Source organism: Streptomyces bauhiniae (assembly GCF_004784475.1).
Taxonomy (GTDB): Bacteria; Actinomycetota; Actinomycetes; order Streptomycetales; family Streptomycetaceae; genus Streptomyces; species Streptomyces seoulensis.
Genome location: NZ_SRRT01000007.1, coordinates 262,986 through 277,098 on the forward strand (window position 1 = coordinate 262,986; position 14,113 = coordinate 277,098).

13 protein-coding genes are annotated in these 14,113 nt (G+C 73.4%); 7 read left to right on the top strand and 6 right to left on the bottom strand.

The annotated features are described in order from the left end of the window. Positions 1–102 precede the first annotated feature (102 nt). On the top strand, positions 103–675 hold the full coding sequence (locus tag E5083_RS23880; protein ID WP_135787753.1) for an RNA polymerase sigma factor: 573 nt from the start codon (positions 103–105) through the stop codon (positions 673–675). Beyond that, positions 672–1,862: a maleylpyruvate isomerase N-terminal domain-containing protein gene (locus E5083_RS23885; RefSeq protein WP_135787754.1), complete on the top strand. Its 1,191-nt coding sequence runs from the start codon at positions 672–674 to the stop codon at positions 1,860–1,862. Before E5083_RS23880 ends, E5083_RS23885 begins: the two co-directional genes overlap by 4 nt. Positions 1,863–1,953: 91 nt before the next feature. Here the strand turns inward: E5083_RS23885 and purU are convergent, their stop codons facing one another. Continuing rightward, the gene (purU, locus tag E5083_RS23890) at positions 1,954–2,847 is read right to left on the bottom strand and encodes a formyltetrahydrofolate deformylase (RefSeq protein ID WP_135787755.1); all 894 of its coding nucleotides are present in this window, start codon (positions 2,845–2,847) and stop codon (positions 1,954–1,956) included. Positions 2,848–2,917: 70 nt separating this feature from the next. After that, entirely contained in the window at positions 2,918–3,418 is a 501-nt protein-coding gene (locus E5083_RS23895; protein ID WP_135787756.1) for an SCO4402 family protein, read from the bottom strand. A gap of 117 nt (positions 3,419–3,535) precedes the next feature. Here E5083_RS23895 and E5083_RS23900 point away from each other — a divergent pair, with 117 nt between their 5' ends. Next, on the top strand, positions 3,536–4,852 hold the full coding sequence (locus tag E5083_RS23900) for an ABC transporter substrate-binding protein (protein WP_167513613.1): 1,317 nt from the start codon (positions 3,536–3,538) through the stop codon (positions 4,850–4,852). A gap of 21 nt (positions 4,853–4,873) precedes the next feature. Here E5083_RS23900 and E5083_RS23905 read toward each other — a convergent pair whose 3' ends face one another. Beyond that, positions 4,874–6,358, bottom strand: coding sequence for a hypothetical protein (locus E5083_RS23905; RefSeq protein WP_135787757.1), 1,485 nt, complete (start codon positions 6,356–6,358; stop codon positions 4,874–4,876). Positions 6,359–6,485: 127 nt separating this feature from the next. Further along, positions 6,486–7,871 carry an NsdA family TPR-like regulatory protein gene (locus tag E5083_RS23910; RefSeq protein ID WP_135787758.1) on the bottom strand — a complete coding sequence of 462 codons (1,386 nt, stop codon included), beginning with the start codon at positions 7,869–7,871 and terminating at the stop codon, positions 6,486–6,488. A 282-nt stretch (positions 7,872–8,153) separates the two neighbouring features. Here E5083_RS23910 and E5083_RS23915 point away from each other — a divergent pair, with 282 nt between their 5' ends. The 3 genes from E5083_RS23915 (at position 8,154) to E5083_RS23925 (ending at position 11,245) form a co-directional block, all read left to right on the top strand. Then, entirely contained in the window at positions 8,154–8,807 is a 654-nt protein-coding gene (locus E5083_RS23915) for a bifunctional DNA primase/polymerase (RefSeq protein ID WP_135787759.1), read from the top strand. A gap of 66 nt (positions 8,808–8,873) precedes the next feature. Then, on the top strand, positions 8,874–9,650 hold the full coding sequence (locus tag E5083_RS23920; RefSeq protein WP_135787760.1) for an ABC transporter ATP-binding protein: 777 nt from the start codon (positions 8,874–8,876) through the stop codon (positions 9,648–9,650). Continuing rightward, complete coding sequence (locus E5083_RS23925; RefSeq protein ID WP_135787761.1) at positions 9,647–11,245, top strand: transporter; 1,599 nt, start codon at positions 9,647–9,649, stop codon at positions 11,243–11,245. The genes E5083_RS23920 and E5083_RS23925 overlap by 4 nt, the downstream gene beginning before the upstream one ends. A 7-nt stretch (positions 11,246–11,252) precedes the next feature. On the opposite strand, the gene E5083_RS23930 is transcribed toward E5083_RS23925, so the two are convergent. Next, positions 11,253–12,113, bottom strand: coding sequence for an alpha/beta fold hydrolase (locus tag E5083_RS23930; protein WP_135787762.1), 861 nt, complete (start codon positions 12,111–12,113; stop codon positions 11,253–11,255). A 316-nt stretch (positions 12,114–12,429) separates the two neighbouring features. Beyond that, positions 12,430–13,122: an iron-dependent transcriptional repressor DtxR gene (locus E5083_RS23935; RefSeq protein ID WP_086689846.1), complete on the bottom strand. Its 693-nt coding sequence runs from the start codon at positions 13,120–13,122 to the stop codon at positions 12,430–12,432. 213 nt (positions 13,123–13,335) lie between these two features. On the opposite strand from E5083_RS23935, the gene E5083_RS23940 reads away from it, so the two are divergent. Next, positions 13,336–14,091: an SIS domain-containing protein gene (locus E5083_RS23940; protein ID WP_135787763.1), complete on the top strand. Its 756-nt coding sequence runs from the start codon at positions 13,336–13,338 to the stop codon at positions 14,089–14,091. The last annotated feature ends 22 nt before the right edge of the window (positions 14,092–14,113 follow it).

The window sequence follows — 14,113 nt, forward strand, 5'->3', positions numbered from 1 at the left end:
CAGGGGCGCGCATTGACACAAAGGGGCGTGCACCGTCAGGCGTGCCGACTACATTCGAGGGGAAGCCGGGCACACCCTGGACACGGCGAGGGGAGGAACCGCATGCCGGCCAAGGACGTACCGCCCCGCTGGGACCGCACGATGCAGCAGCGGCTCGCGCGCGGTGAGGCCGCCGCCCTGGGCGAGCTGTACGACCGGTTCGCCTCCCTGGTGCAGGGCCTCGCGCACCGCGTGCTGAGCGACGACACGGCCGCCGCCGCCGTCACGCGCGACGTCTTCGCCCACGTCTGGGAGCACCCCGACACCTACGACCACCGGCAGGGCCCGCTGCGCACCTGGATCGCCGCGACCACCCAGCGGCTGGCCGTGCAGAAGCTGCGCGAGACCGAGACGGCCGCGCTCGGCGGCGACTCCCCGGAGGAACTGGCCGCCTTGGAGAGCCGGGTGCGGCACGCCTCCGTCGCCGCCCGCGCCGACTACATCGCCCACTCGATGCCGCATCCGCTGCGGGCCGCCCTGGAGCTGGCCTACTTCCAGCGGCGCGACTACCGCCAGGCCGCCGCCGACCTCGGCGTCACCGAGGACGAGGCCCGCCGCCGGCTCCGTCTCGGCCTGCAACTCCTCTCCACCGCCCACGACACCGGGGCGCCGCCGGGACTCGGGGGTGCGCGATGACCGACCCGCACCACGCCAAGGCGCCGGACGGACCCACGGACGGCGCGGCCGAGCGCGTGCCCCCGCCCCGCTCCCCCGCCGGGCCCGAGCGGCTCGACCTCCCGCACGAGGTGCTGCGCTCCCTGCTCGGCGCCTGGGCGCTGGCCGCCTGCTCCACGGCGGAGACGGACGCGGTGGAGGAGCACCTCGGCGAGTGCGGGGCCTGCGCGGACGAGGCGCGGCGGCTGCGCGAGGCGGTCGGCCTGCTGCACCGCCCGGAGAGCCTGGAGGTGGACCCGACCCTGCGCAACCGGGTGCTGGAGAACTGCCTGCGCCGCCGCCCGCCCCGCATCCCGGTCCCCGACTGGGCGGCCTCGTACGACGCGGAGACCGCCCGCCTCGACGCGCTGCTCCGGGACTTCGGCGACGCCGAGTGGCACACCCCGGTACGGCTGCGCTGGTTCGAGTCGGGCGTGCCCGCCACCCGTCGTACGACGGTCGCCGGGGTGATCGCGCATCTGCTGTCGGTCGACGGCATGGTGGCGACCGCGCTCGGCCTGGAGGACCCGCTGACCGACGCCGTCGCCAAGGCCGAGCCGGACGTACGCGGCGCTGCCGGGCCCGCCGGGCGGACCGAGGCGTTCTGGCGCGCCTCGCACTTCCCGCAGACCCGCGCGGTACGCGCCCGCTGGCGGGACCAGAGCCACCAACTGCTGCGCACGGTCTCCTTCACCGGCGGCGCGGGCGGATTCCCGGTGGGCTACGGCGACTTCACGCTGCCCCTGCGGGACGCGATGGTGGACCGCGCCTTCGAGTGCTGGGTGCACGCGGAGGACATCGCCAAGGCGGTCGACTATCCCTACGACCCGCCCGCCCAGCGGCACTTGAGCCGCATGATCGAACTCGCCGCCCGCATGCTCCCGTTGGCGGTCGCCGCCCACCGAGGCACCGCCCCGCCGGCCACCCCCGGCCGCAGCCTCCGCCTGGAGATCGAGGGCGCCGCAGGCGGCCAATGGCTCATCCCCCTGGACTCCCCGTCGGACCCCACCCCCGAACACGAGGTCGCCCACGTCGCCCTGGACGGAGTCGAATTCTGCCGCCTGGCAGCAGGCCACCTGACCCCGGAGGAAACGACAGCGGGCCAGAGGGGCGACAGGAAGGCGATCAGAGACGTACTGACGGCAACAGCATCCCTGAGCCGCATGTAGGGCACCTCTGGGACGCCGGTGAACCATGCCCACCTCAGGGGCGCGGGGAACTGCGCGACAAGCCACGACGCACCCGCACCCGCCGAATCACCTAAGCAAAAACGACGGTCCGGCGCCCGTTGAGAAGAATCCTCCGCTCGGCATGCCACTTGACCGCCCGAGCCAACGCCTGACACTCCACATCCCGCCCGATGGCCACCAGTTGGTCCGGCGTCGAGTCATGCCCCACCCGCTCAACCTCCTGCTCGATGATCGGCCCCTCATCAAGATCAGCGGTCACATAATGCGCGGTCGCCCCGATCAGCTTGACCCCCCGCTCATGAGCCTGGTGATAAGGCTTGGCCCCCTTGAAGCTAGGCAGGAAAGAGTGGTGGATATTGATGATCCGCCCACTCAACGCCTTGCAGAGATCATCCGAGAGCACCTGCATATACCGCGCGAGAACAACGAGCTCGACCCCCTCTTCCCGCACCAGCTCCAGCAGCCGCGCCTCCCCCTGCGCCTTGGTGTCCCGCGTCACCGGAATGTGGTGGAAGGGGATGTTGTACGACCCCACCAGTTCCTCGAAGTCCGTGTGGTTGGACACCACGGCCGCGATCTCCACCGGCAGCGCCCCGATGCTGGCCCGGAACAGCAGATCGTTCAGGCAGTGCCCGAACTTGCTGACCATCAGCACGATCCGCATCTTCTGGTCGCCCCGGCTGATCTGCCAGTCCATGTGGAAGGAGTCACCGATCGCGGCGAAGCTCGCCCGCAGCTTCTCCAGCGTGACGGGGGCCTCCGCCGAGAAGTGGACGCGCATGAAGAACAGACCCGTGTCGTGGTCGCCGAACTGCTGACTGTCCTCGATGTTGCAGCCGGTCATGAAGAGGTAGCTCGACACGGCGTGCACGATGCCCTTTTTGTCCGGGCAGGAGAGGGTGAGGACGTACTGGTCCGCCGAGGTGTCGGCCGGGGCGGCGGCGCGGCTGGGCTGCTCGTTCATGCACTACACGATCTCACGCCGGACAGCCCGGCCGGGGCCCGTGTCCGGCAGCCGGACGCCGAGCGGACCCTCAGATGGCCGTCGTCAGGATGCGCAGCGCCTCCAGGCTGCGCGGGACCGCCGCCGGGTCGTCGCCGTCGCTGGCGGCGAGGCGCAGATGGGCGTCCTGCGCGGCTCGTACCGCCTCCGGCCACTGCGGGTGCTCCAGGTAGACGGCGACCGGGGCGTCCGGGCCGACCTGGTGCATGATCCGCAGCACCCGCAGCACGGCGGTGTCCACCAGCGCCGCCTCCTGGGAGTCCCGGAAGATGGTGCCGACGTATTTCTCGGCCGACCAGTTGTCCAGCCAGGTGTCCTCCACCAGCCGGTAGACCGCGTCGGTGACGTCCCCGTACCCCTCCACGCCCGCGAGCCAGACGTCGCGCTGGAAGGCCGGGTCGGAGAGCATGTGCAGCGCGGAGCGCACGTTGCAGCGCCAGCGCCACCACGGCATGTCGTTTAGCGGCATGCCGCCCATGGTGGAGGAGCGACGGCCGCGACGGGAAGAGTTCTCCGAACCTTGCACGGTCATCGATCGTACGTTCCGCACAACATCAGCCACATCCGCCCCCGGTGTTCACCCCCGTGTCACCCCTGGTCGACCGGGCGTCACTCCCCGGTTGGCGATGTGCGGGAATCGTGGCGGCCCATGACCGGCAGGCGACACACCCCCGACAGCTCCCCCTCCTCCCCCCGGCCGCGGCGGGCCGCCCGGTACGCGGGCGCGCTGGCCGTCTGTGCCGTGCTGACCGCCGGCTGCGGGACCGTGCCCGGCACGGGCGGCGCCGGGGACGGCACGGTCAGGGTGATGACCTGGGCGCCGCAGAACACCGGCGCCACCAACAAGCCCGGCATGCCCGCGATGGCCCGCGCCTACGCGAAGTGGCTCAACAGGCACGGCGGGGTCGGCGGCCGCACGCTCACCGTGCTGACCTGCAACGAGCACAACGACAGCGTGGGCGCCGCCAAGTGCGCCCGGCGCGCGGCGGCGGAGAACGTGGTCGCGGTCGTCGGCTCCTACAGCCAGTTCGGCGACTCCTTCCTCGCCCCGCTGGAGAGCGCCGGCATCCCCTACATCGGCGGCTACGGCGTCACCAGCGACGAGTTCACCGGCCCGTACTCCTACCCGGTCAACGGCGGCCAGCCCGCGCTGCTCGCGGGGCTCGGCCAGGCGCTCGCGGCGGGCTGCGGACCGGTCGCGCTGGTACGGCCGGACAGCATCGCCGGGGACGAGCTGCCCGCGCTGCTCGACTCGGGCCTCAAGGCGGGCGGCCACCCGGCGGCCACCGACCAGCTCGCCGCCGAGGACGCCACCGAGTACGGGGCCGAGGCCGACCGGGCTTTGCGCGGCGCCACCGCCGACCCGGCGCGCAAGGGGTGCGTGGTGCCCGCGCTCGGGGACCGCACGGACACGTTCATGGACTCCTTCCGCCGCGCCCGCGCCGACTTCGCCCCGGTCCGTACGGCGACCGTGCTGGGCAGCGTCGACCAGACGGAGATCAACGCGACCGGCGGTGCCTCGGGCCCGTACGAGGGGGCGTACATCACCGGCTGGTACCCGGTGGCGTCCGATCCGCGCTGGAACCCGATGAAGCAGGTGATCAGCGAGGAGGCGTTCGGCGACAACAGCATCGACCCGGCCGACGCCGGGGTGCAGACCACCTGGATCGCCTACACCGTGCTGCGGGCCGTGCTGGAGCGGATCGGCGACGGCGACGTGACCCCGGACGCGGTCCGCCACACCCTGGACGGCGGGCTGAAGGTGTCCACCGGCGGACTGACCCCGACCCTGCACTGGCCGGACGAGACCCGGCTCTCGGCGGTCGGCTTCCCGCGCCTGGTCAACGCCGACGTCACCCTCCAGGTGGTCCGGGACGGCAAGCTCACCGCCGTCCGGCCGGGTGGCACGGGGGCCGCCTCGGACGGTGACATGACGCGGACGCTGGAGAGCGCGGACGTGGGCTGAGGCCCCGTCCGCGCCCGGACCTCAGAGCTGGGTCGGCTGGCGGGTGGTGAGCCCGTACTTGGTGGCGATGGCGTTCCAGAGCTGGGCCGCCTTCGCCTTCTGGGCGCTGGCGGTACCGCTCTGGGCGTTGCCGGCCTGGCTGTGGTTGGTCGAGCGGGCGTGGCCCTTGACGCAGACCTTCTTGCTCTTGGCCTGCCCGGCCCAGACCGCGTAGTGGTTGTCGGCCGCGGCCGACGCCCGCCAGGCGGCGGTCAGCGCCGCGTTCAGCTCGGCGTTGTCCGGCAGCTTGTCCACGGACAGCTTGCCGAGCCGGGTGACCAGGTCGGCGCGCTGCTTGGCGGCGCCGCGCAGGTCGGAGGCAGCCTGGTCGAGGTCCTTGCACTGCTTGATGCGCTCGACCGACTGGATCACGGCGCTGCGGCTGTTGCCGCTGTCGGCGAGCAGCCTGTCCAGCTCGGCCGCCTGCGGCTGCGCCGGGTCGGCGGCCGACGCGGACGGCGAGGGCTTCTCGCTGGCCGGGGTGGTGGAGGCGACCGGCCGGTTGTCGTCGCCGTCGTCCCCGCCGCCGCTGAGCAGGGCGCCCGCGCCGATGCCGAGGACGACGATGCCGACGCCGACGGCCGCGATCAGCGGCACCCGCGAACCGGTACGGCCGCCGCCGCGCCGTCCGCCGTCGTCGTCGTGGTCCATCGGCGGCCGGTAGGCGGGCTGGGCCGAGACCATGGGCGCCGGCGGACGCGGGTCCGGGGCCGGGACGCGCGGCATCTGCTGGGTCGAGCCCTGGGCCGTGTCGGCGCCGTACTGGTTGCCCCGGAAGAGGTTGTCGAACTCGGCGGGCGGCTGCCGGTCGGCGCCGTCGGCACCGGCCTGGTAGGGCGGGATGTACTGGGTGGCCGCCTCGTCCGCCGGCTGCTGCGGGTAGCCGTGGGGGCCGTCGTTGCCGGTGGCCTCGGGCGGCAGCGCGCCCGACGCCACCGGGGGTATGTACTGCGTCGCGGCCTGGTCGGCGCCGCCGGAGGGGACCGGCGGGAGGTACTGGGTCGCGCCCTCGGGACCCTGGCCGGGGCCCACGGGCGGCATGAACTGGGTGGCCGCCTCGTCCATCGGCGGCAGCGGCGCGGCCTGCTGCGGATAGCCGTCGTTGCCGTACCCCTGGTGCTGCTGGGGGTAGGGCTGCGCGCCGCCGTAGCCCTGCGCGTCGTACGCGGGTCCCTCGGGCGGCATCGGGCCGGGGCCGGACGGCTGCTGCGGGGTCTGCCACTCCTGCGCGGCGGCCGGGGGCCAGCCCTGGCCCTGCTGGTGCTGCTGGTACTGGCCCTGCTGGTGCTGGGGCTGCTGCTGGTCCTGGCCGGGGCCCCAGGAGCCGCCCCAGGGCTGGCCGCCGGGGGGCACCGCGGGTGTCCCCGTCATGCCCGGCAACAGGGGCTCCCCTCCGTCGGAGGGCAGCACGATGCCTTCGTGCGCGGGTCGCGCCGAGGGCTCATCGCCCTGTCCACTCTGCGTCACCGGGACTCCTACGATTGAAGGACGTTCGGAATCGTCGGCTCACGCTACCGGGTCCGCGGAGCCCGGTGCCACGCAGCTCAGCGCCCGAGTGCCCTTTCCCACAAGGGCACTCGGACGCACCGACTGCTCAGGCCGCCTGCCGGACGTCGAGTCGCGCCCCGAACTCCCGTACCACCGCCTCGTCCCGGAAGGGCTGCAACCGCTGCTGGAGGTCCTCCAGATACTCGGTGCCGCGCTCGGAGCGGAGCGTCTCCAGCAGCTCCACCGCCTTCATGCCGGTGCCGCACGCCTGCTCGATCTCGCGCTGCTGCACCTGGGCCGTGGCGAGGAGCACATAGCCGATGGCCCGGCGCCGGGCCCGCGCGACGGGATGCCGCTCCAGCGCCTGCCGGGCGTATCTCGCGGCGGCCTCGGCCTGCCCTAGGTCACGGTGGCAGTGCGCCAACTCGTCGGCCAGATACGCCTCGTCGAAGTGGGCGATCCACACCGGGTCGTCCCCGTCGGCGGCGTCCGCCCGCTCCAGCGCCGCGATGGCCCGCCCGGCGGACGCCTGCGCGGCGCGCACATCGCCCAGTACGGCGTGCCCGCGCGCCTCGGCCGCGTGGAACATCGACTCCGCGCGCGGGGTGACCCGGCCACGGGCGCCCTCCTGCGCGGCGCGCGCCAACTGGGCGATCTCGCGCGGGTTTCCGAGCTCGGCGGCGAGGTGGCTCATGGAGGCGGCCAGCACATAGCCGCCGTACCCCCGGTCCCCGGCCGCCTGCGCCAGGCGCAGCGACTGGATGTAGTACCGCTGGGCCAGGCCCGGTTGGCCGGTGTCGACCGCCATGTACCCGGCCAGCTCGGTCAACCGGGCGACGGCGGCGAAGAGTTCACGCCCGACCGCCTCCCGGTACGAGCCCGCGAGCAGCCCGGAGACCACGCTGTTGAGGTAGTGCACGACGACCGGGCGCACATGCCCGCTGCCGTACTGGTGGTCGAGGTCGACCAGCGCCTGGGTCATCGAGCGCACCGCCGCCACGTCGGCCTGGCCCACGCGCGGGCCCGCCTGCCGGGCCACCTGGGCGTCCGGCGCCGAGATCAGCCAGTCCCGGCTGGGCTCGACCAGCGCGGAGGCGGCGACCGAGGAGCCGGACAGGAAGTCCCGCCGCCCCACGTCGCTGCGCCACAGCTCGCAGACCTGCTCGATGGCCCCGAGGACCGTCGGCGAGAACTGCAGGCCCACGCCGGAGGCGAGGTTCTTGCCGTTGGCCATGCCGATCTCGTCGATCGTGACCGTACGGCCGAGCTTGCGGCCGAGCGCCTCCGCGATGATCGCCGGGGCGCGTCCGCGCGGCTGCTGGCCGCGCAGCCAGCGGGCCACGGACGTCTTGTCGTAGCGCAGGTCGAGTCCGTGCTCGGCGCCGCACATGTTGACGCGCCGGGCCAGCCCCGCGTTCGAGCACCCCGCTTCCTGGATGAGTGCCTGCAGCCGTTCGTTCGGCTGCCTCGCCACTAGCGGCCTCGCGGCCATGCGCTACCCCCTGCGAACCCCTGGAGCGTGAAGATCACTGGTCGTTCCGGTCTGCAGATCACTTCCCAGTCGACATAGCGTCAATGCGCGACTTGTGCGGTTTGCCGGGGTAAAGCCGTCGTCGCCGCGCGCCCCGTGCCCTTCCTGGTTACCCGCGCCGCCCGTTCGCCTCTCCCGCGCGCCCCCGCCCGTGCTCCCGTGCGCCCCGGCGACCGGGCCGGTGTGCCGCCCCGGCGCGCGGCCCGGCCGTAACTCCAGGTGGACGCCGCAGTTGAGTGGGACGTGGACGAGACGACCGCGGGCCCCGAGGCGGCCCGGATTCCGCGCCCGCGCGGGGGATCGCTGCTGGAGACCGCCGTTGCGTACGCCGAGGAGCGCCACTGGGACGTGCTGGCGGGAAGCTGGCTGGAGGACGTGGGCGGCGTGCGGTACTGCTCCTGCGGCGACACCGTCTGTCCCGCGCCCGGCGCACACCCCACGCGCCCAGACTGGGCGACCCGCGCGACCGGCAGCCCGGAGGTCGTCCGGGAGATGTGGCGGGAGCAGCCCTCGGCGTCGATCCTGCTGCCGACCGGCCGCACCTTCGACGCGCTGTCCGTGCCGGAGAGCGCCGGATTCCTGGCGCTGGCCCGGATGCGGCGCATGGATCTGAACCTCGGCCCGGTGACCCTCACCCCGGACCGGCGCATGCAGTTCCTCGTGCTGCCGGGCGGCGCGGCGAAGGCGCCGGAGCTGGTGCGGCGGGTCGGCTGGGCGGCCGCCGCGCGCGATCTGGTCGCGCTGGGCGAGGGGCGGTACCTGGCGGCGCCGCCGACCCGGATCGGCTCGCGGGGCGCGGTGCAGTGGGCGTGCCGTCCGACGCCGGCCAACCGGTGGCTGCCGGACGCGGAGGAGCTGATCCCGCCGCTGGCGTACGCCTGCAACCAGGACTGCTGACCGGCGGACGCCGGGGTTCCGCCGCGCGGGTGCCCCGGCCGGGGCCGCCACCGTAGGGTTTCCGGCATGACGGAGGCAGCGGTACGGGTACGGGGACTCTGGAAGCAGTTCGGGCAGCATGTCGCGGTGGGCGGCATCGATCTCGATCTGCCGGCCGGGAAGTTCATCGGGCTGGTCGGCCCGAACGGGGCGGGCAAGACGACCACCCTGTCGATGGTGACCGGTCTGCTCCGGCCCGATCAGGGGTCCGTCGAGATCGTCGGGCACGACGTGTGGCAGGACCCGGTGGCGGTGAAGTCCCGGATCGGGGTGCTGCCGGAGGGGCTGCGGCTCTTCGAGCGGCTGTCCGGACGTGAACTGCTGGCCTACAGCGGGCGGTTGCGCGGGCTGCCGGGCGCCGAGGTGGACAAGCGGGCCACCCAGTTGCTGGACGTGCTGGACCTCGCCGGGTCGCAGCACAAGCTCGTCGTCGACTACTCGACCGGCATGCGCAAGAAGATCGGGCTCGCCGCGGCCCTGCTGCACAACCCCGAAGTGCTGTTCCTGGACGAGCCGTTCGAGGGCGTCGACCCGGTCTCCGCGCAGACCATCAGGGGCGTGCTGGAGCGGTACACCGCGTCCGGCGCGACCGTGGTGTTCTCCTCGCACGTGATGGAGCTGGTGGAGTCGCTGTGCGACTGGGTCGCGGTACTGGCCGCCGGGCGCATCCGGGCGACCGGGACGCTGGCCGAGGTGCGCGGGGAGCACCCGACGCTCCAGGCCGCGTTCCTGGAGCTGGTGGGCGCGAGCGGGCGGGACGCCGGGTCCGATCTGGACTGGCTCGGCGGCGGGGCGGTCCGATGACGACCGCGACGCCCGCCTCCGCGACCTCGGTACTGGTCCGGCTGAAGCTGTCCCTGCTGCGCAACGGGCTGCGCCAGTCCACCGGCCGGCGCGCCGCGTTCGTCGCCTCGGCGGTACTCACCCTGGTCTTCGCGCTGCTGCAACTGCTCGGCTTCGTCGCCCTGCGCTTCCAGTCCCACCCGGAGTCCGTGGCCGTGCCCGGGGTCGCGGTGCTGGCGCTGGGCTGGGCGGTGATGCCGCTGTTCTTCCCCGGCGGCGACGAGACCCTCGACCCGACCCGCCTGGTCATGCTCCCGCTGCGGCCCCGGACGCTGGTACGGGGGCTGCTCGCGGCCTCGCTGGTCGGGATCGGCCCGGTGTTCACCCTGCTGGTGCTGGCGGGCTGCGGGCTGTCGCTGGCGCACGGCGCGGGCTGGGCCTTCGCGGTCATGGGGGTCGCCCTGGCACTGCTGACCTGCGTGGCGCTGGCGCGGGCGGTCGCCGCGGCCAACGTCCGCCTGCTGACCAGCCGCAAGGGCCGCGACCTGGCGGTACTGAGCGGGCTGGTCATCGCCATCGGCGCCCAGCTCGTCAACTTCGGCGCCCAGCGGCTCGGTTCGGGCGGACTGGGCCAACTCCAGCCGGTCGCCGACGTGCTGTCCTGGGTACCGCCCGCCTCCGCGCTGGGCGCGGTCCACTCGGCGAGCGAGGGGGCGTACGGGGTGGCGCTGGCACAACTCGCGCTGTGCGCGCTGCTGTTGGTGGCCCTGATCGGCGCGTGGGCGCGGAGTCTGACCCGGCTGATGACCTCGCCCGACGGTTCCACGCTCCAGGCGGCCGACGACGGTGGCCGGGACCGCCCCTCGGCGGGGCTCGCCCGGCTGCTGCCGGCCGGGCGCACGGGGGCGGTGATGGAGCGCACCCTGCGCTACATCTGGCGCGACCCGAAGACCAAGGCGGCATGGGTGACCTCGCTGGCGATCGGGCTGATCGTGCCGGTGTTCAACGCGATCCAGGGCACCGGCTCGCTGTACTTCGCGTGCTTCGCCTCCGGGATGCTCGGCATCCAGATGTACAACCAGTTCGGGCAGGACACCTCCGCGTTCTGGATGGTGGCGATGACCGTCTCCTCCCCGCGCGACGCCTACGCCGAGCTGCGCGGCCGGGCGCTGGCCCTGCTGCTGATCACCCTGCCGTACGCCACCCTCGTCACCGTGGTCACCACCGCGCTGCTGGGCGACTGGTCCCGCCTCCCCGAGGTGCTGGGCCTCTCCCTCGCCCTCCTCGGCGCCATGCTCGCCACCGGCGCCTGGACCTCGGCCCGCTTTCCCTACTCGATACCGCAGGAGGGCCACAAGAACGTCGCCCCCGGCCAGGCGGGCCTCGCCTGGATCTCCATCTTCGGCGGCATGGTCGCCTCGGCCCTGCTCTGCTCCCCGGTGATCGCGGCGACGATCTGGCTGAACATCAGCGAGGGGGGCGCCCGCTGGTCCTGGCTCCTCCTCCCCGTGGGCGCCGCCTACGGAGCCGCCCTCGCCCTGACGGGCCTCCGCCTGGCGGCCCCGAGGACGGCGGCCCGCCTGCCGGAGATCCTGGTGGCGGTCAGCAAGGGCTAGGCGGCCCTCAGGGGGTGCCCAGGTCGCCCAGGAACTGGTCCAGCACCCCCTGCCAAGCCGCCGGCTGGTCGTAGTGGGGGACGTGGCCCGCGTCGGGGATCTCGGCGTAGTGGCCGTCGGGGAGGACGCGGACCATTTCCTGGGCCTCGGCCCGGCCGAGTTCGCCGTCGAGGCCGCGGAGTACGAGGGTGGGGCAGCGGACCTGGGTGAGTTCGTCCCAGTGGGCGTCGTGGACCCAGGTCTCGCGGGTGCGGAGCATGCGGTCGGGGTCGAAGAGGGGGCGCCAGCCGTCGGCGGACTCGTGCATGACCTCGGCGTAGAAGGCACCGCGCGCGGGGTCGGGGCGTTCGAGGCGGGGATCGTCCTCGGCGAACCAGCGCCGGACGTCGGCGAGGGTGGCGAACGGCAGCGGCCAGGAGCGGAACCAGTCGGCCCACTCGGCCTGCGAGGCGGCGCCCAGGGCGGAGGCCCGCATGTCGCAGATGACGAGGCCGCGCACCAGGTCCGGACGGCGGGCGGCCAACTGCCAGGCGGTGAGCGCGCCCATGGCGTGGCCGACGAGGACCGCGGGGGCGAGGGCGAGCTGTTCCAGCGCGGCCTCGGCGTCCTCGACGTACGCCTCGCGGGTGCAGGCTTCCAGCGGCGGCTGCGCGCTCTGCCCGTGCCCCCGCTGGTCGAGCGCGACCGCGCGGTACCGGCCGGCGAGCCCGCGCGCGGTGGACGCCCAGTGCGCGGCGCGCCCCATCAGCCCGTGGAGGAGTAAGACACCCCGCGCGCCGGACCCGGTCCCCTCCTTGGGCGGGTCCGCGTACTCCCACGCGGCCAGCCGCACCCCGCCCGCCCCTGTGACCTCGATACGTCGTGCCATAGACCTGGCACCCCCCAGCTCCGCCTGCTTCGTACCGTTGTACCGCCGCTGTCGCTGTCGTGCTGTCGCCTGGTGCTGCCGTCGCAGATTATCGAAAACTCATTCGACACGGGCGTTCGCTCCGCCAACACCCCTCGTTCGAGTGACACCGGAAGAGGAATGATCGCCACCGCCGAGGGGATCTTCTCTGGCGTGGGGGGCGGACCGCTCGGGGAAAAACGGTCCGTAGGGACTGACCCTGGGAGCTCGGGGCTCCGGGTCGGTACCGGGGAGGTGAGGCCCCGGCGCCGCGGCGGCGCCGGGGCCTCCTCGCGTCTCAGCGCTTGGCGACGAAGACGTGGGAGGCGACGTCGGAGGCCAGCTCGGCCGCCTCACCGCCGCTGCCCACCAGCACGCCACCCGCCGACTCGGTCACGCTCACCACCGAGCCGGGCTGCACGCCCGCCCGCCGCAGCGTGTACATGAGCTGGGCGTCGGTCTGGATCGGCTCCCCGATCCGGCGCACCACGACCGTCTTGCCGTCCGAGCCGGGGTCCAGCTCCGCGAGCGAGACCATGCCCTCGTCCAGGAACGGATCGGCGCCGTCCTTCTCGCCCAGCTCCTCCAGGCCCGGGATCGGGTTGCCGTAGGGCGACTCGGTGGGGTGGCGCAGCAGCTCCAGTACGCGGCGCTCCACCGCCTCGCTCATCACGTGCTCCCAGCGGCACGCCTCCGCGTGCACCTGCTCCCACTCCAGCCCGATCACGTCCACGAGCAGGCACTCGGCGAGCCGGTGCTTGCGCATCACGCGCGTGGCCAGCCTGCGGCCCTCGTCGGTCAGCTCCAGATGACGGTCGCTGGCCACGGACACCAGTCCGTCCCGCTCCATGCGCGCCACCGTCTGACTGACGGTCGGCCCGCTCTGGTCGAGCCGTTCCGCGATGCGGGCGCGCATGGGGACGACGCCTTCCTCTTCCAGTTCGAGGATGGTGCGGAGATACATCTCCGTGGTGTCGATCAGTCCGGACATACGTGCCCCTCGATTACTTTGCCGAAAAGCTCACCGCTCCCGGCGCGTGCGCTGGCCCAGAATCAATTCTGCCGGATACCACCGACAATCGTGCCGCGCCGGGGAAACAGCGGGAACCGGCCGCGCTTCGGCCGGGAAGCGCGAGGCATATTGACACCGCGCTGGTCCAGACCGCACGGTGATCCGCGACATCGACGCGCGAAGGGGTCCCGCATGAGCGACGGTACGCCGGCCGACCGGTTCCTGGACGCGGCGATCGGCCTGCTGCGGCGGGTGCGCGAGGAGGAGGCCGGGGCCATCGCCGCCGCCGGGACCCTGCTCGCCGACACGGTCGAGTCGGGCGGCCGCCTCTTCGCCTTCGGCGCCGGACACTCCTCGCTCCCCGCGCAGGACGTCGTCTACCGCGCGGGCGGCCTCGCCCTGATGAACCTGCTGGCCGTGCCGGGCGTGGTCGGCATCGACGTCAGCCCGGCCGTCCTCGGCTCCGCCCTGGAGCGGGTCGACGGCCTGGCCTCCGCCGTGCTGGACAGCTCACCGCTGCGCGACGGCGACGCCCTGGTGATCATCTCCCTGTCCGGCCGCAACGCCCTGCCGGTGGAGATGGCCCAGCACGCGCGCGCCCTGGGCATCAAGGTCATCGGCGTCACCTCGGTCGCCTACGCCACCGAGACGGCCTCCCGGCATTCCTCGGGCACGTTCCTGAAGGACCACTGCGACGTCGTACTGGACTCCAAGATCGCGGTCGGGGACGCCGAGCTGACCCTCGACACCGTCCCGGCGCCCTTCGCGCCCGCCTCCACGGTGGTCACCTCGGCCCTGATGCAGTCCATGGTCGCGACGGCGGCGGCCACCCTGGCCGACCGGGGCGTGGAGCCCCCGCTGCTGCGCTCGGGGAACGTGGACGGCGGGCACGACTGGAACGCCCGGATCATGGAGAAGTACGGCGACCGGATCTACTACCACCACTGAGGGCTGAGGGCGCCGTCCCTCT